We start from the raw sequence: 13,815 nt of genomic DNA on the forward strand, positions 1-13,815 counted from the left end.
TTAGCTCAGTCCTCAATGGGCTAATCTGGACAAGATTTTCACGGATGAAAATCTTGTCCAACCCTATCTATTTCAATAAAACTGCCATAAAAATAGGAACTTAGTTTTCGTTCCTTTTTTATCAAAATTGAGTGCTATACGTTGTAATTATTGAAAGACTTTAAAACGATCAGCATCATCCATATAGCCTTTTTCTTTCGCTTCACCTTCCACTGAACCAAAAACCAATTGAGCACGAAGTTTCCAATGCGCAGGAATGTCCCATTCAGCATGCACTTGTTCATCCACAATTGGGTTGTAATGCTGTAGTGATGCGCCTAAACCTTCGGTATGCAATGCGGTCCAAGTCGCAAATTGGGCAATGGCAGTTGAATGTTCGGCCCAAATCGGAAAGTTTTCTGCATAAGAAGGAAACTGTGCTTGTAGGCCACTGACCACATCCAAATCTTCAAAGAACAGAACTGTACCTAAACCTGCTGCAAAACTTGCCATTTTAGCCGTCGTCTTCGCAGCACTTTCTTCATCTTTTGCATAAGATTTTAATTTGTCAGCGACTAAGCCCCAAAATTTTTCACTTTCAGCATTAAATAAAATAACAGCACGAGAAGATTGTGAGTTAAATGAAGACGGGCTTTGTTTAATCGCTGTTTGGATCAAATCAGTTAAATATTCTGTGCTTTGGCTTACATTGTCCCCAATAGCATAAATAGTGCGACGTTTGCGAATCAGGTCAATAAACTGATTTGACATATAAAATGGTCCTTTAAAATAAAATGTGCAGATGAGTCAGAAACATTTGGAATGATAAGTCTCGCGACTTTCCAAATGTTTTGAATGCTTCACTTGCTTGATGGGGCACTATGAAACAGTCACTTGCCGCAGTAAATCTGAAGTTCTGATGTGCATATAAAAAATCCTCCTAAGCGGAGGATTTTTCGACTAAAACTGTGTGCAGTTTAGAATTTTGCTTCTAATACATTCGCTGACACTTGGTTTTTCCAAAGCTCACGTAAAGTCGGTAGATAGAATTTTTCACCTAGCTCGACCAACTCTGCATCAATCAAACCATGAACTTCGTGCATGAATAAATAATCAAGTTCAACGGTTTGTAATTTTGACTGTGCTTTTTTATATTCTTTACGTTTTTGCTGTGCTTTTTTTACCAAGTTATCTGCATAAGCACGGTCTTTATATTGGGCAATAGCATTCAAACGTAGCTCAATTACGCCCCACCCACTGAGTAGTAATTTAAATTTTTCAAAATCTGGCGTTGTCGATTCCCAGCTCATTTCTTCAAGATTTTCATTTTCAGGCAAAACTGGTAGCAAAAGCTCCATAACGCTTGGAAAAATCTTTTTAAAATTCAATATAAATTTAACAGGATGCTCGCCCGAATAGTCTTTAAATTGAACGTTCTTTTGGACATCTGTCAAATAGATGGTGAGCATTGGGGGAAATCCTTAAATAAAACACTGTCTTGCAAATATTTATTCAAACAAATGTCAAATAGCAACGAAAACAGAAAAAGAAAGGCATTTTAACAAGTGTGCCAATGAATTCAAAGCCCAATCCAATGAATTACTTGCTTCATCATCAGGCCTTTCTTCATTTTGTTCGTTCCCCTATTTTTAATAAATCGTCTGGTTTCTATACATACATTTCAAGATGAATATGAATCCAAAGAATCTGTATTAGGTAGGATCCAGCTGAAAAATAAAGCAATCATATATCTAATAAAAAGAGAAGCTAAGTATGAGTTAGCTTCTCTTTTTATTTTCAAACACTCTAGATGAATGATCTCAAAAAATTTATTTGGTATTTGGTGAAACCATTTGCTCAGGACGAACCACTTCATCAAATTGCTCAGCAGTGACTAAACCGAGTTCTACCGCAACTTGTTTTAAGGTTTTTCCTTCCTTATATGCAGTTTTAGCAACTTTTGCAGCATTTTCATAACCAATTACAGGGTTGAGTGCCGTAACTAACATTAAAGAATCATGTAAGAAATGGTCGATTTTTTCACGGTTTGGCTCAATGCCTACTGCACAGTGGTCATTGAAGCTATTACATGCATCGCCGAGGAGTTGAATAGATTGCAATAAGTTAAAGGCAATAACAGGCATAAACACGTTTAATTCAAAGTTACCCGATGCACCGGCAACATTAATGGTTGTGTCATTTCCAAGTACTTGAGCAACCACCATTGTCATGGCTTCACTTTGAGTTGGATTGACCTTACCTGGCATGATGCTTGAGCCTGGTTCATTTTCTGGAATACGTAGCTCACCAAAACCACAGCGTGGGCCACTGGCTAACCAGCGCACATCATTGGCGATTTTATTTAAACTTGCAGCAAGTGTTTTTAAAGCACCCGACGCAAATACAGCTGCATCACGCCCTGCTAGTGCTTCAAATTTATTTGGCGCAGTGACAAATGGCAGACCCGTTTGTTTCGCAAGTTCTGCTGCTGCTTTTACAGCATATTCAGGATGTGCATTCAGACCTGTACCGACCGCTGTACCACCTAGTGGTAATTCATACAGTCCTTCTAAAGCTTGATTTAAACGCTTCAAACCATGATCGAGCTGTGAAACATAGCCGCTAAACTCTTGGCCTAATGTTAAAGGCGTTGCGTCCTGTAAATGTGTACGGCCAATTTTAACAATATCTTTAAAATCGTTAGATTTAGCTTCTAAGGTATTACGCAGTTTTGTTACTGCAGGAATTAAAAGCTCATTGATTTGTAGACTTGCAGCCACATGAATTGCGGTTGGGAATGAATCGTTGGTCGATTGAGCACGATTGACATGATCATTGGGATGGACAGGTTTTTGTGAGCCCAACGGATTACCCAGTTTTTGATTGGCAATATTGGCAATGACCTCATTACAGTTCATGTTACTTTGCGTGCCTGAACCAGTTTGCCAAACTACCAGTGGAAATTGTGCATCCCACTGCCCTGAGATCACTTCTTCGGCTGCATTGACGATATAACCAGAAAGTTCCTGAGGGATTTGACCCAATGCTGCGTTAGTAATCGCTGCTGATTTTTTAACGAGACCCATTGCACGAATCATTGGACGTGGTAAACGTTCACCACCAATTTTAAAGTTTTGCAAACTACGCTGTGTTTGTGCACCCCACATCGCATCGCTAGGTACTTCAACATCGCCCATTGTGTCATGTTCAATACGTGTTTGCATAAATGACCTCATATCCTTATCTATAAAATTGAACGTCTGTGCAGAATCAAATTCTGCTGATAAATACAGTTTAGGTAACTTTTTTAGCCTTGTAAATAATAACCATTATCAATTATAAGTGTTTTATTTGATAATCTTTATCGTGATTTTATAAAGAAAATCATGCACGACGATTAAATTTACCCAATACAAGACGAGTTAATTCCCTCTTAATGTTTGTTGATAGAAACGCCATTCATCTTCTAGCATTTTCTTTAAATCTTGTTCAGGCTGCCAATCAAAAGTACTTTTCGCTTTCTGTGTACTTGCCCCAAGCTGGTCATATTCATGGCTTGGGTAAAAACTAGATTCGACCGTCTTAATCTCCGCCTGTGTCACTTCTGAAAGCGTATCCAACAGTTGCTGTATCGAAACCAACTCACCTGAAATATTAAAGGCCTCACAGGCGAATTGCTGCTGCGACAACCATTGCAAACATTGCCACACCGCCTTACAGCAGTCGAGTACATGCAAGAAACTCCGTTCCACAGTACCATCTTCAGTTTTGGCTTGTTTGCGAAGTTCAATAAAATCTCGTTGTAAAGCACCGACTTGCATCGCAAGTGGCACGATATTTTTTGGCAATGGCGCAACAAACTCACCTAAAACTGCATGTTCGAAAGCACCTGCGACGTTTCCTAAACGCAAAATCGCAATTTTCCACTCATTATCGGTACGTGCCGTATCCCGTATAATTTCTTCCACCATTTGTTGAGATTTCACATAGGGATTTGGATAGGTAAAATTGATTTCTGTGTCTTCTGTTAATTCTGCCGAAGACTGACCATATACCGCCAAACTTGATAAATGGATCAGTGTTCGTACACCTGTTCGCTGCATGGCACGCAGCAAACTCATGATACAGCTGACATTATCATTATAGTATTCAAGTGGTTTAAGGACGGATTCTTCCAATGACTTAAAGCCTGCCGTATGAATGACAGCATCGACGGTATATTGTTCAAATACTTTATTGAGTGCGGGAGTATTTCGAATATCGAGTTTGACAAAAGGTACATACATGCCTGAAATAAATTCTAGTCGTTCAAGTGTTTGTAAATTTGCATTGGATAAATTATCCACAATAATGACTTCTTGACCTTGAGCCATTAAACTCAAGGCTATATGTGAGCCTATAAAGCCTAAACCACCAGTCACTAAAATCATTGTTTAGATACTCCTTATAGTTATCAAGCTTTTACAACTCTTTGGCATCATCTTGGTGTCGTCACCAACTTTTCTACAGATCAAAATTATTAAACCTCGCCTCAGCATTTTCCATGAGCCGAACAATCTGCAAGAGCATTCTAGTTTTATCTTACTGCTTTGGAATTTTGACTGTGTTGCAGTTATGAATATTAACTGTATTTGATTTACGACAAATGACCTCGCTAGCGATCCATTTAGAAGACATCACAAGTTTTCGTGGCATTTGAGTTGAAGGCTTTTTGAAGAAGATATTTAATAATAGTTACATTGCGAAGCATGTTAGACAGCAACAAAATATTAGAGATGATCTACTCGAATGAGCAAATAGCATTGAGCAGTCTGACTATTTTTTGAGGTATAGGATCTGGATGTGAACGCCAGATGAATCATCATAAATATTCATCTGGCAAGATGTTGGCAATGTAACTATAGCAGCAGCAAACTTTTGAAATCGCAAATATTTGGCGAACTTAATTTAGCGGATATAGCCTTTTTTAATCATGGCTGAAAATAAAAATTCGTAAACTTTTAAGATCATGCTCACCAAATGAAAACCATAGCTTCGCCATAAAGACAGTCCGACAAAATTAAGCAAAACAGCGATGATCAACGCGCCCGCCATATCCATTGGATAATGCACACCTAAATAGACTCTCGACCATGCAACAAGAAAAGCGAATGCTAGAAATACATAGCCGACGGTTTTTTGCTTTGAAAATATATAAGAAAATGCAATCGTGCTAAAAAACAGCATGTGATCACTCGGGAATGATCCATTCGGTGAATGTTCTATAATCGTGCGTCCAACGTCCAAGACAAAGGGTCTAGGATAGTAAAAAAAACTTGAAATCACTTGGCTGATAAGAAATGCGACGATTGTAAAAACAGTGGCTTTAACGATTTGTTTTTTGATATCAAAATTGCCTTTAAACCAAGCCAAAAACATCAAAAGAATCACGATATAAAATAGATCATTGGCTATAAATATGGCGAAAGAAATGGTGAAATCTAAAGCATTGTCCGAAGCATTGATTGAATTAAATAAACTTAAGTTAAATTTCTCTATATTCATGAGATGGTTTAAAAAATGAAAAGATCATAGCACTCTGTAAAATCAAAAATTGCGTTTTATTCATACAAAGATTTTTCAGTATGTAACCGCACAGTTTATTTATGAAAAGCTGACGGCTTGAAGCTGAATCCAAAATAAACCAAAAGTTATATTTGAAGAAAAATTGGCAATGACTTCGCCGCCCAAATAAGCAAAACTTTGCAAATATTCAGATCATTGAGTAAATCATTGTATACTAGCTTTTTCTTCTGAACTCAGAACAAACTGTCGATCTAGACCGTTTATTCATTTAGTGAATTTCGATGAGTACTCTATTACTAATTACCTCCTCACCTACTTCGATATTGGCTTGGCATGCTTTGGGCCTTGCCCAAGCGCTGAAACAAAAAGGCGAAAACTTTCGAGTTTTTTTCTATCAAGATGGTGTAAATGTGGCAAATGCCCTGCAATGGGTGCCAGATGATCAGCGTAAACTCAGCAGTGAATGGCAAAAACTCGGCATTCGTTTACCTGTTTGCGTAAGTGCAGCTCTCGCACGTGGGATCACAGATCAGGAAAATGCACAGCGTCACAATATTCAGCAACATAATCTAGCTGAGCAATTTGAACTTGTGGGCTTAGGTGAACTTGCCGATGCCGTACAAACTGCAGACCGTTTATTGCAATTCTAAGTATTTTTATTGCCGCGCATTTGTAGCATTGAAAAGGAAAATTACGTGAAATCTGTACTGGTTGTTTTAACCCATGCAAATCTTGCAAGCTTACAAGTACATGAAAGTCTTTCTGCGACCATGGTGCTTGCAACCTTCGGTTGTGACGTAAAAGTGTTGCTCAAAGATGCTGCGCTAAGCTTACTTCAAGCAGAACAAGAGTTTAGTCAGCTCAAGCATGCGTTTAAACTCGCTTCCAACATGGTTGATAGCTTTGAGTTTTATGATCTCACCCCGATTTATATTGAACAAAAAAATTCACAGCATCCATTTGTGATCAATAGTGAACAAGAACTTGAGTTTGTTCAATTCAATACTGAATTGATTCAACAATTTGATCATGTGTTGTATTGGTAAAAGAGGAATGATGATGTCAAATTCTACGCTGTATTTAGTCCAAGCCAGCTATGCCAATACCCTACAGCACATCCAGCAGTTAGCCAGTTTAATCAATCCTGAAGATGCAATCATCCTGATGGGTGAAGCAGTCTTACATATTGCAGATGAACAAATTCAGCAATTTGGCACATGTTATGTACTTGAAAATGATGCTGAAATTTTAGATAAAACTATGAATTATAGTCATATGAAAGTAATCGACTATGCCGCTTTTGCTGATCTATGCCTTGGATTTAAAAGATGTATTTCACTCAAATAAATTGAGTAAAAGCGATCCATTTCTACAATCTTCTCTTTTGGAATGAATATGAATCTTGAATTAGACCAAGATGGCCATTTGGTGGATTACACTATTTGGAATGAAACTGTTGCCCAAGAACTGGCTAAAAGTTTAGAACTTGAGTTAAGCCCTTGGCATTTTGAAGTTTTAAAAGCTGTGCGACAGTTTTATCAACAGTTTGGTCACTCACCGGCAACTCGCCCACTCATTAAATTTTTAATGAAAACGGTGAGCGCTGATATTAATAATGCGGTGTTACAAGACAAATTTAACACGGGTTTGGTCGCTCGGCATTTAAGTCGTTTAGCGGGAATCCCTAAGCCTGCAAATTGTTTGTAATTTTAAAGCAATCTAAATGCCGCTTAGGCTAATTTGGCTAAATAGATGTAAATCAGCATCTTGAAGAAAGCCATAAAACAGCTTAGGCAGGTTTTAATTGATTTAGAGCGATGTAATAGGCTTGGGTAAATATCGGTTTGACCTGTTTGGCTTGGATCGGTTCAGCACAACATGAGCACACTAAAACCGGTTTAAATTTTTGCCCACATGCCTGATGGACATATTCAACAGGTGATCCTAAGCCCTGATCCATATATTGATCGGCCCAATGGGTCATGGCTAGAAGGATTGGATACAAGTCTAAGCCTTTTTGAGTCAGTCGATATTCAAAACGTTCCTGACGCTCGACATAAGCAACTTTGGTTAAAATACCTTCTTCAACCAAACGCTTTAATCGGTCAGATAACACATGACGCGTCACACCGAGATTTTGTTGAAAGTCATCAAAACGTCGAATGCCCATAAATGCATTACGGATAATCAACATGGTCCAACGATCCCCTAGCACTGAAAGTGCACGAGCGATTGAACACGGTTGTTGACCAATATCATCCCATTTCATTTTATGAACCATCAAAAATAACGACCAACACCCAATTTAATTCATGCCTGTTGATTTTGCAAAATCCTTTTTAATAATCTTTGTTGTACAAATCATAAATCCACCTTCATTTCCAGTCATTTATTTATTGGCTTGATCTGTAAATGAACTAAAAATGTATTTTGTCTTTATTGTCTTCAATTATTTCTAGCCATGCACGCGTTGCGGGACTCATGGCAACAGTGGTATTCCAGGCCATACTGAGTTTCCAGTCTAGGTTTGGATTTTCTAATTCAGCCATATGGTATTTTGCCGCATCAAGTTGTTCACAATAAATTTTAGGCAGTAGTGCAATCCCGACATTTGAATCTACCATTTTGGCGATAAAGTCCCACTGGCTACTTTTACACACCACATTTGGCTCAAATCCGACGTAATTTGCCGCCTGTATAATGATGTCATTGAGTGTGAAGGTATCGTCATACAATAAAAAAGATTCTTCTTTTAATTCAATCAACGAAACGGTTTTTCGCTTACGCCACTGTGAGTTTTTTTTAGATAATAAACATAAAGGTGACTCCATCACTGGAATACCACTTAACACCGGTTTCAAGTGACCCAAAATAATTCCGACATCGACCTGTTTTTTTAAAATGGCACTTTCAATACCCGTCGCCCCAACCTCAAAAAAGCTCAATTCAATATTCGGATATTTTCGATGAAACAATGCAATTAACTGACTAAATAGCACCGATGCCAATGGTGGTAAACCGAGGGTCAATTTACCTTGTTTTAAGGCGCGCACTTGTGTGACCGTATCAAGCATCCGTTGTTGTTCGTTCAAAATCACTAAGGCATGCTGATAAATCTGCTCTCCCATATAGGTGAGCTGTGCTTCCCTTTTTCGACCTGCTTCTCCTTTATGAAATAAAGGCACGCCGATCTCATCTTCTAACTGACGAATTAATTTACTAATGGTCGGCTGAGTGACAAAAAGCGCTTCTGCTGCATGACTAAAACTCTGTTTTTGTACGATGGTCACAAAGACTTTTAGGCTTTTAATGTCCATTATTATTCCATTTAAGCATAATTAATAATTAATTATTCATAATTATACAGGGTATGCACTTTTAAAATAGCGTCATCTCCTATTCTGCTGTCGTCTCATGGATACGTTTCCACAATCTACTTCCAAATTTACCCAGTTTCTCAAGACCTTAGCGCAGCTAAGTTTATTGATATTGATCTGGTGGATCGGCTCTTGCATTCAATCATGGTTTAACTTGCCGATCTCTGCTGGCGTGATTGGTTTATTGCTGCTATTAGCTGCATTGTTGAGTGGTTTATTTAAAATGCAGTGGGTCAAACAAGGCTCAGATTTTATTTTGGCTGAACTGGTTCTATTCTTTATCCCCTGTGTAGTTGGATTAATTAAATATCAAGATTTATTACTCAGCTCTGGCTGGCAGTTAATTTTAGCCGTGGTACTGGGTACTGTCTGTGTCATGGTGTTTACAGCATTTACGGTTTATTGGGGCTTTAAACTCGAGGCAAAACTTAAAGCTAAACACCAAACTGCGACAGATCATGATGTCAACACAGCAGGAAAAACCTTATGAACGATTTTGGGTTGAACAGCATCTCTGTATTGTTTTTCGTCCTGACCCTAATCGGTTATATTTTGGCGAAAAAGCTACATCGTAAGTTACCGTATATGGTTCTTTCCCCTGCACTATTCGTCCCGTTTGTGCTGATTATACTCATGCTTTGCTTTCATATTTCATATGACACCTATATGCAAGAAAGCCAATGGATTGTATGGATGCTCGGCCCTGCCACTGTGGCCTTTGCTATTCCCATCTATGAATATCGACAAATTATCCGTCAGCATGCGCTGAGCATTAGTTTAGGCATCGTGATTGGCATGTTAGCTGGGATTATTAGTGCTTTTTATTTGGCACAGTTGTTTCAGTTTGACCAAGAAACGTCTTATAGCTTAATGGCACGTTCCATTTCTACGCCCTTTGCCATGGAACTTACCTCGAATATTGGAGGTTCAGTAGAATTGGTGATTCTATTTACCATGATTACTGGGATTGCCGGCGTGGCTTTGGCTGACCTAGTTTTGGCTGGGCTTAAATTGCATTCACGCTTTGCGCAAGGTGCGGCTCTTGGCAATGCTGCACATGGATTTGGTACAAGTAAGGCGTTATCACGTCATAAAGAAGAAGGTGTTGCAGCCTGCTTGAGCATGGTACTAGCTGGGGTCTTTATGGTATTGCTTGGGCCATCACTTATTCATTTGGTCATTTATCTATTAGGATAAAATAAAAAGCCCAGTGCATTAGCTGGGCTTTTTTTAAATCAGGAGTTAAGTCATTTCACTGTAAAACTAAGCAATTACATAATGAAGTGCTATGACAAACGCTAAAAGACTCATCACCTCTGTGATTTCAATCGCTGCACCAATTGTATCGCCCGTCACGCCACCTATACGCTGAATAAATTTCCATCGCAAATACAGTAAAGTACAAATAAACGCGAATATACTCACCACTCCAAGCCAGCTAAAATACAAACATGCACTTAGGCAGAGTATAAAGATCATGTATGCCGACTTTCGTGGAATAGTTGCTGCTATCGATGAGCCTAAGCCTTTTTCGCGGACATATTGAGTTGTTAAAAACAAAAATAAAGGGGCTAAACGACCCAAGACTGGAAATACAATTATTGCCAAATACATTTGCTGTTGTAGCAAAACATAAAGTGCCGACCATTTGAGTAAGCAAATCACGACGAGGCTCAAAACACCAATCGGCCCACATGCAGGGTCTTTCATGATTTTAAGTGTGCGCTCGGCATCACCAAAGCCACCGACCCATGCATCTGCAGTATCGGCTAAACCATCTAGATGTAAACCACCTGTGAGCCAAATCCAGACCACAAGCAAAATACTGCTGAGTAAGATGATCGGCAGACTATGCAATATAAAGGCAAGCAAGGCAAGAATGCCACCGATCAACAATCCCACCGCTGGATAAAACAACAAAGACTGTCCATTTTGCTGTTTCGATGGCATCGCTTTAAGTTGAATCGGAAACGTCGTGAGAAACTGTAGAGCAATCCAAAAAGGTGTCATTCACTTTGCTCCAAAAGACGAATATTTGCACGATTTTGAACAATGAATGAATTTAATTGTCCCAATTCGGCAGTCATTTCTAATAAATCATCTAAATGACATTGCTGTGCCATACATTTTAACAATTTAATCACGCCACCATGGGAAACCAATAAAACGCGGTGCCAATGATGCTGTTGAGCCTGCAAGACTAACTCATCTAGACCGCTAAATATCCGTTGTTGAAATTGCTGAAGACTTTCTGCATTCGGCGGCGTAAATGTGCTGGGACTTTGCCAAAACTGTGCGAGTAACTCTGGGGTGTTTTCATAGATATGTTTGGTTGATACCGCTTCCCAGTCGCCAAAATGCATTTCTTGAAACTTCGCATTTTCAAACATTGGACGTTTGAGTTGTTGAGACAAATCTAAAGCAAATAAACGGCAGCGCTGTAAGTCAGAAGTGATGATGACATCCCAACTCGCTAAATCGTGTGTATGTATGACGTTCAATACATCATCTATGGTCTGCTGCATCTGCTGCCAACCTTTTTGCGTCAAAGCATCATCTGTAGAGCCACGTAAGGTATTGCTTAGTTCAGTCTCACCATGACGCAATATATCTAAACGGAAATGTTCCATTTAAACTTTTTCACCAATCACAGCAGCTTGTGCAAAAGTCGCCATGTTGTTATGTAAACGACATGCCAAACGAATTAAACCCAATGCCGCACCGGCACCGCTGCCTTCACCTAAACGTAAATTCAACTTCAAAAGTGGATCAGCTTCAAGGGCTTGAAGTAAACGTTGGTGCCCATATTCAGCCGATTGATGACCAAAGAGCATCCATTCACGTACAGAAGGATTTAAACGAACAGCGACCAAGGCAGAAACCGTACTAATAAATCCATCCACCACCATTGCCAAACCCAATTGCGCACAGCGAATGTACGCTCCAGCCATCGCGGCAATTTCCAAGCCACCAACAGCACAAAGAGCTTTAAAGACATCTTGGCCAACATAGTCCTGATGTAAAGCCAAGGCCTGATCAATCACTTGTTTCTTATGTGCCAATTGTTCAGCACGAATACCTGTACCAACACCTGTCAGTTTTTCGGCCGGCTCATTAAATAAAAAACATGCAACAGCAGAAGCAGAACAGGTATTGCCAATGCCCATTTCCCCTGCGACATAAATTGACGCACCTGCAGCGATAGCATCTTCAACACTTTTACGGCCGAGATTCATCGCTTCAATACATTGTGATTCGCTCATCGCAACAGTTTTAGCAAAATTTGCTGTACCCGCTGCAATACAGTAGCGCTCTACTCCTGCATATTCATAAGCGTCACCTACCGAACCACAGTCAATCACTTGTAGTTTGGCTTGATACTCACGTGCAATGACACTAATACATGCACCACCGGTCGTGAAGTTTTGTAGCATTTGGCGTGTGACAGCTTGAGGATAGGCCGAAATATTTTCTTCCATCACGCCATGATCACCTGCAAAGATGGTGATCCATGGGAAGTCGATATTGGGCTGATCCGTGTTTTGTAATGATGCAAGTTGTACCGCAACATTTTCAAGTTCTGAAAGTGAGCCCGTAGGTTTGGTTAGCTGTAACTGGTGATTTGCCGCCTGTTGCTTAGCTTCGATACTCGGATTTTGACAGGGTTCTTGCCACCAGTTCATGCTTTATCTCCTTTTAAGATCATTGGAAAACCTGCAACACAAAACACCACATGGTCAGCAATTTGACCAATTTGTTGATGTAAGCGCCCAGATTCATCGACGAATTTTCGACTGATTTGTCCCATGGGAACAACGCCCAGCCCAGTTTCGTTACTGACTAAAATAATGTCTGACTTTAATATTGGCAGCACCGTAAGTAATTTTTGGCATTGATGCTGTTGAAAATCTGCTTGTTCATGCAGCAATAAATTACTCATCCACAGCGTTAAACAATCGATAAGAATGGTTTGATAAGCCCGATCTATTTCAACTAAGCGATCAGCTAAATACAAAGGCTCTTCAATCAGCCCCCAATGCTCAGGACGGTCTGCTTGATGATGCTGAATTCGCTCCTGCATTTCCTCATCATAGGCTTGTGCTGTAGCCACATAGATGACGGCTTGAGCACTTTCTTTGGCTTTTTTTTCTGCAAGTCGGCTCTTACCTGAACGCGCCCCACCCAAAATGAAATGAATCATGACTGTGCCATCTCTATATTTTGTCTGAACTGATGTTGATAATAAGGACTCAAAGCCCCTTGTAATACTTGAGCCTGATAATGACCAAAAGTCAGTTGCTCGCTTTCAAAATCAAAGCTGTGCTGCTCAATTTGTTGGATTCTTTCAAAAATATCATCGCTATTCCACGCCTGTTTATACAATCCCAATGTAATATGCGGACAATAGTCTATTGGTGCAATTTCATTCGAACTAAAATTCAAAGCTTGACGTAGATGGTCTAACTTACGTTCTAAATCCACAATTTCAATAAACAGCGCGCTTTGAAAGCTATTGATCTGACCTGTACGTAACCGAATATTAGATAGTGATAACTGTCGAAGTTGTTGTTGGTGCAGTGCCAATTCATCTGCTGAGAAATTATCATTCCATCGTTGTTCAGAATGATCGATTAATTGGGTTTTATTCAGCTCTTGAAAAAAACCACAAATAAACACGGTGATATGAAATTGGCGCGTATTCGGCGTGTATAAAAGATCTGAAAACTGCGCTCGAAGTGCTGTGAGATATGCCAATAATTCAGGATCCTGTATTTCTATATACCACAAAGCATAGTGCTGACGACCTTGATGCCAATCGGGATAATCCTGATTGAGCGTCGGTACGACTTGCATTGAGGGTTTTAAAAACACAGATAAATCACTTTAAATTTAA

Annotated in this window: 18 protein-coding genes; 6 read left to right on the forward strand and 12 right to left on the reverse strand. The window is 39.5% G+C overall.

From position 1 onward, the window contains the following. Positions 1 to 147 precede the first annotated feature (147 nt). The 5 genes from FTU77_RS04240 to FTU77_RS04260 all read right to left on the reverse strand — a co-directional run bounded on the left by FTU77_RS04240 (position 148) and on the right by FTU77_RS04260 (position 5,523). Entirely contained in the window at positions 148 to 750 is a 603-nt protein-coding gene (locus FTU77_RS04240; RefSeq protein WP_180054843.1) for a nitroreductase family protein, read from the reverse strand. Positions 751 to 956: 206 nt separating this feature from the next. After that, positions 957 to 1,448 (reverse strand): hypothetical protein, encoded by a 492-nt coding sequence (locus FTU77_RS04245; RefSeq protein ID WP_180054845.1) that lies wholly within the window; start codon positions 1,446 to 1,448, stop codon positions 957 to 959. 360 nt (positions 1,449 to 1,808) lie between these two features. Beyond that, positions 1,809 to 3,203, reverse strand: coding sequence for a class II fumarate hydratase (gene fumC, locus FTU77_RS04250; RefSeq protein ID WP_111884341.1), 1,395 nt, complete (start codon positions 3,201 to 3,203; stop codon positions 1,809 to 1,811). A 198-nt stretch (positions 3,204 to 3,401) separates the two neighbouring features. Then, on the reverse strand, positions 3,402 to 4,409 hold the full coding sequence (locus FTU77_RS04255) for an SDR family NAD(P)-dependent oxidoreductase (protein WP_180011423.1): 1,008 nt from the start codon (positions 4,407 to 4,409) through the stop codon (positions 3,402 to 3,404). Between the two features lie 517 nt (positions 4,410 to 4,926). Further along, on the reverse strand, positions 4,927 to 5,523 hold the full coding sequence (locus FTU77_RS04260) for a phosphatase PAP2 family protein (RefSeq protein WP_180054847.1): 597 nt from the start codon (positions 5,521 to 5,523) through the stop codon (positions 4,927 to 4,929). Between the two features lie 302 nt (positions 5,524 to 5,825). Between FTU77_RS04260 and tusD the strand changes: the two genes are divergently transcribed. From tusD to FTU77_RS04280, 4 genes are read left to right on the forward strand one after another with little or no spacing between them, the layout of a single operon-like run. Next, positions 5,826 to 6,194 (forward strand): sulfurtransferase complex subunit TusD, encoded by a 369-nt coding sequence (gene tusD, locus FTU77_RS04265; RefSeq protein WP_180054849.1) that lies wholly within the window; start codon positions 5,826 to 5,828, stop codon positions 6,192 to 6,194. 45 nt (positions 6,195 to 6,239) lie between these two features. After that, positions 6,240 to 6,590, forward strand: a complete 351-nt coding sequence (locus FTU77_RS04270; protein WP_078193833.1) for a hypothetical protein — start codon at positions 6,240 to 6,242, stop codon at positions 6,588 to 6,590. 13 nt (positions 6,591 to 6,603) lie between these two features. Next, on the forward strand, positions 6,604 to 6,891 hold the full coding sequence (locus FTU77_RS04275; protein ID WP_180054851.1) for a DsrH/TusB family sulfur metabolism protein: 288 nt from the start codon (positions 6,604 to 6,606) through the stop codon (positions 6,889 to 6,891). 48 nt (positions 6,892 to 6,939) lie between these two features. Then, complete coding sequence (locus FTU77_RS04280) at positions 6,940 to 7,251, forward strand: TusE/DsrC/DsvC family sulfur relay protein (protein WP_180026275.1); 312 nt, start codon at positions 6,940 to 6,942, stop codon at positions 7,249 to 7,251. An 82-nt stretch (positions 7,252 to 7,333) separates the two neighbouring features. Here FTU77_RS04280 and FTU77_RS04285 read toward each other — a convergent pair whose 3' ends face one another. Further along, a complete protein-coding gene (locus FTU77_RS04285; protein WP_078191046.1) occupies positions 7,334 to 7,813 on the reverse strand; it encodes a helix-turn-helix domain-containing protein in 480 nt (159 codons plus the stop codon). Between the two features lie 148 nt (positions 7,814 to 7,961). Next, positions 7,962 to 8,861, reverse strand: a complete 900-nt coding sequence (locus FTU77_RS04290; RefSeq protein ID WP_180054853.1) for a LysR family transcriptional regulator — start codon at positions 8,859 to 8,861, stop codon at positions 7,962 to 7,964. A 97-nt stretch (positions 8,862 to 8,958) separates the two neighbouring features. On the opposite strand from FTU77_RS04290, the gene FTU77_RS04295 reads away from it, so the two are divergent. Both FTU77_RS04295 and FTU77_RS04300 read left to right on the forward strand, forming a co-directional pair. Continuing rightward, positions 8,959 to 9,411, forward strand: coding sequence for a CidA/LrgA family protein (locus tag FTU77_RS04295; protein ID WP_111884333.1), 453 nt, complete (start codon positions 8,959 to 8,961; stop codon positions 9,409 to 9,411). Further along, positions 9,408 to 10,118, forward strand: coding sequence for an LrgB family protein (locus FTU77_RS04300; protein ID WP_180054855.1), 711 nt, complete (start codon positions 9,408 to 9,410; stop codon positions 10,116 to 10,118). The genes FTU77_RS04295 and FTU77_RS04300 overlap by 4 nt, the downstream gene beginning before the upstream one ends. Positions 10,119 to 10,184: 66 nt before the next feature. On the opposite strand, the gene FTU77_RS04305 is transcribed toward FTU77_RS04300, so the two are convergent. Genes FTU77_RS04305 through FTU77_RS04325 form a run of 5 tightly spaced genes read right to left on the reverse strand, consistent with a single transcriptional unit; the run spans position 10,185 to position 13,793 of the window. Next, positions 10,185 to 10,931, reverse strand: coding sequence for an adenosylcobinamide-GDP ribazoletransferase (locus FTU77_RS04305; RefSeq protein WP_180054857.1), 747 nt, complete (start codon positions 10,929 to 10,931; stop codon positions 10,185 to 10,187). Beyond that, positions 10,928 to 11,551, reverse strand: coding sequence for a histidine phosphatase family protein (locus FTU77_RS04310; RefSeq protein ID WP_180054859.1), 624 nt, complete (start codon positions 11,549 to 11,551; stop codon positions 10,928 to 10,930). Before FTU77_RS04310 ends, FTU77_RS04305 begins: the two co-directional genes overlap by 4 nt. Beyond that, positions 11,552 to 12,604, reverse strand: a complete 1,053-nt coding sequence (gene cobT / locus FTU77_RS04315; protein ID WP_180054861.1) for a nicotinate-nucleotide--dimethylbenzimidazole phosphoribosyltransferase — start codon at positions 12,602 to 12,604, stop codon at positions 11,552 to 11,554. Further along, positions 12,601 to 13,122: a bifunctional adenosylcobinamide kinase/adenosylcobinamide-phosphate guanylyltransferase gene (cobU, locus tag FTU77_RS04320; protein WP_180054863.1), complete on the reverse strand. Its 522-nt coding sequence runs from the start codon at positions 13,120 to 13,122 to the stop codon at positions 12,601 to 12,603. Before cobU ends, cobT begins: the two co-directional genes overlap by 4 nt. Then, positions 13,119 to 13,793, reverse strand: a complete 675-nt coding sequence (locus FTU77_RS04325) for a 2'-5' RNA ligase family protein (RefSeq protein WP_373685805.1) — start codon at positions 13,791 to 13,793, stop codon at positions 13,119 to 13,121. The genes cobU and FTU77_RS04325 overlap by 4 nt, the downstream gene beginning before the upstream one ends. Between the last annotated feature and the right edge of the window lie 22 nt (positions 13,794 to 13,815).

This window comes from Acinetobacter sp. YH12142, assembly GCF_013418435.1.
Lineage (GTDB): Bacteria > Pseudomonadota > Gammaproteobacteria > Pseudomonadales > Moraxellaceae > Acinetobacter > Acinetobacter amyesii.

Bases quoted from the DNA above. Each gene is read 5' to 3' on its own strand.
- cobT (WP_180054861.1), bottom strand. From the start codon at position 12,604: ATGAACTGGTGGCAAGAACCCTGTCAAAATCCGAGTATCGAAGCTAAG.
- FTU77_RS04275 (WP_180054851.1), top strand. From the start codon at position 6,604: ATGTCAAATTCTACGCTGTATTTAGTCCAAGCCAGCTATGCCAATACC.
- FTU77_RS04310 (WP_180054859.1), bottom strand. From the start codon at position 11,551: ATGGAACATTTCCGTTTAGATATATTGCGTCATGGTGAGACTGAACTA.
- FTU77_RS04260 (WP_180054847.1), bottom strand. From the start codon at position 5,523: ATGAATATAGAGAAATTTAACTTAAGTTTATTTAATTCAATCAATGCT.
- cobU (WP_180054863.1), bottom strand. From the start codon at position 13,122: ATGATTCATTTCATTTTGGGTGGGGCGCGTTCAGGTAAGAGCCGACTT.
- FTU77_RS04305 (WP_180054857.1), bottom strand. From the start codon at position 10,931: ATGACACCTTTTTGGATTGCTCTACAGTTTCTCACGACGTTTCCGATT.
- tusD (WP_180054849.1), top strand. From the start codon at position 5,826: ATGAGTACTCTATTACTAATTACCTCCTCACCTACTTCGATATTGGCT.
- FTU77_RS04255 (WP_180011423.1), bottom strand. From the start codon at position 4,409: ATGATTTTAGTGACTGGTGGTTTAGGCTTTATAGGCTCACATATAGCC.
- FTU77_RS04295 (WP_111884333.1), top strand. From the start codon at position 8,959: ATGGATACGTTTCCACAATCTACTTCCAAATTTACCCAGTTTCTCAAG.
- FTU77_RS04245 (WP_180054845.1), bottom strand. From the start codon at position 1,448: ATGCTCACCATCTATTTGACAGATGTCCAAAAGAACGTTCAATTTAAA.
- FTU77_RS04240 (WP_180054843.1), bottom strand. From the start codon at position 750: ATGTCAAATCAGTTTATTGACCTGATTCGCAAACGTCGCACTATTTAT.
- FTU77_RS04300 (WP_180054855.1), top strand. From the start codon at position 9,408: ATGAACGATTTTGGGTTGAACAGCATCTCTGTATTGTTTTTCGTCCTG.
- FTU77_RS04290 (WP_180054853.1), bottom strand. From the start codon at position 8,861: ATGGACATTAAAAGCCTAAAAGTCTTTGTGACCATCGTACAAAAACAG.
- FTU77_RS04280 (WP_180026275.1), top strand. From the start codon at position 6,940: ATGAATCTTGAATTAGACCAAGATGGCCATTTGGTGGATTACACTATT.
- fumC (WP_111884341.1), bottom strand. From the start codon at position 3,203: ATGCAAACACGTATTGAACATGACACAATGGGCGATGTTGAAGTACCT.
- FTU77_RS04285 (WP_078191046.1), bottom strand. From the start codon at position 7,813: ATGAAATGGGATGATATTGGTCAACAACCGTGTTCAATCGCTCGTGCA.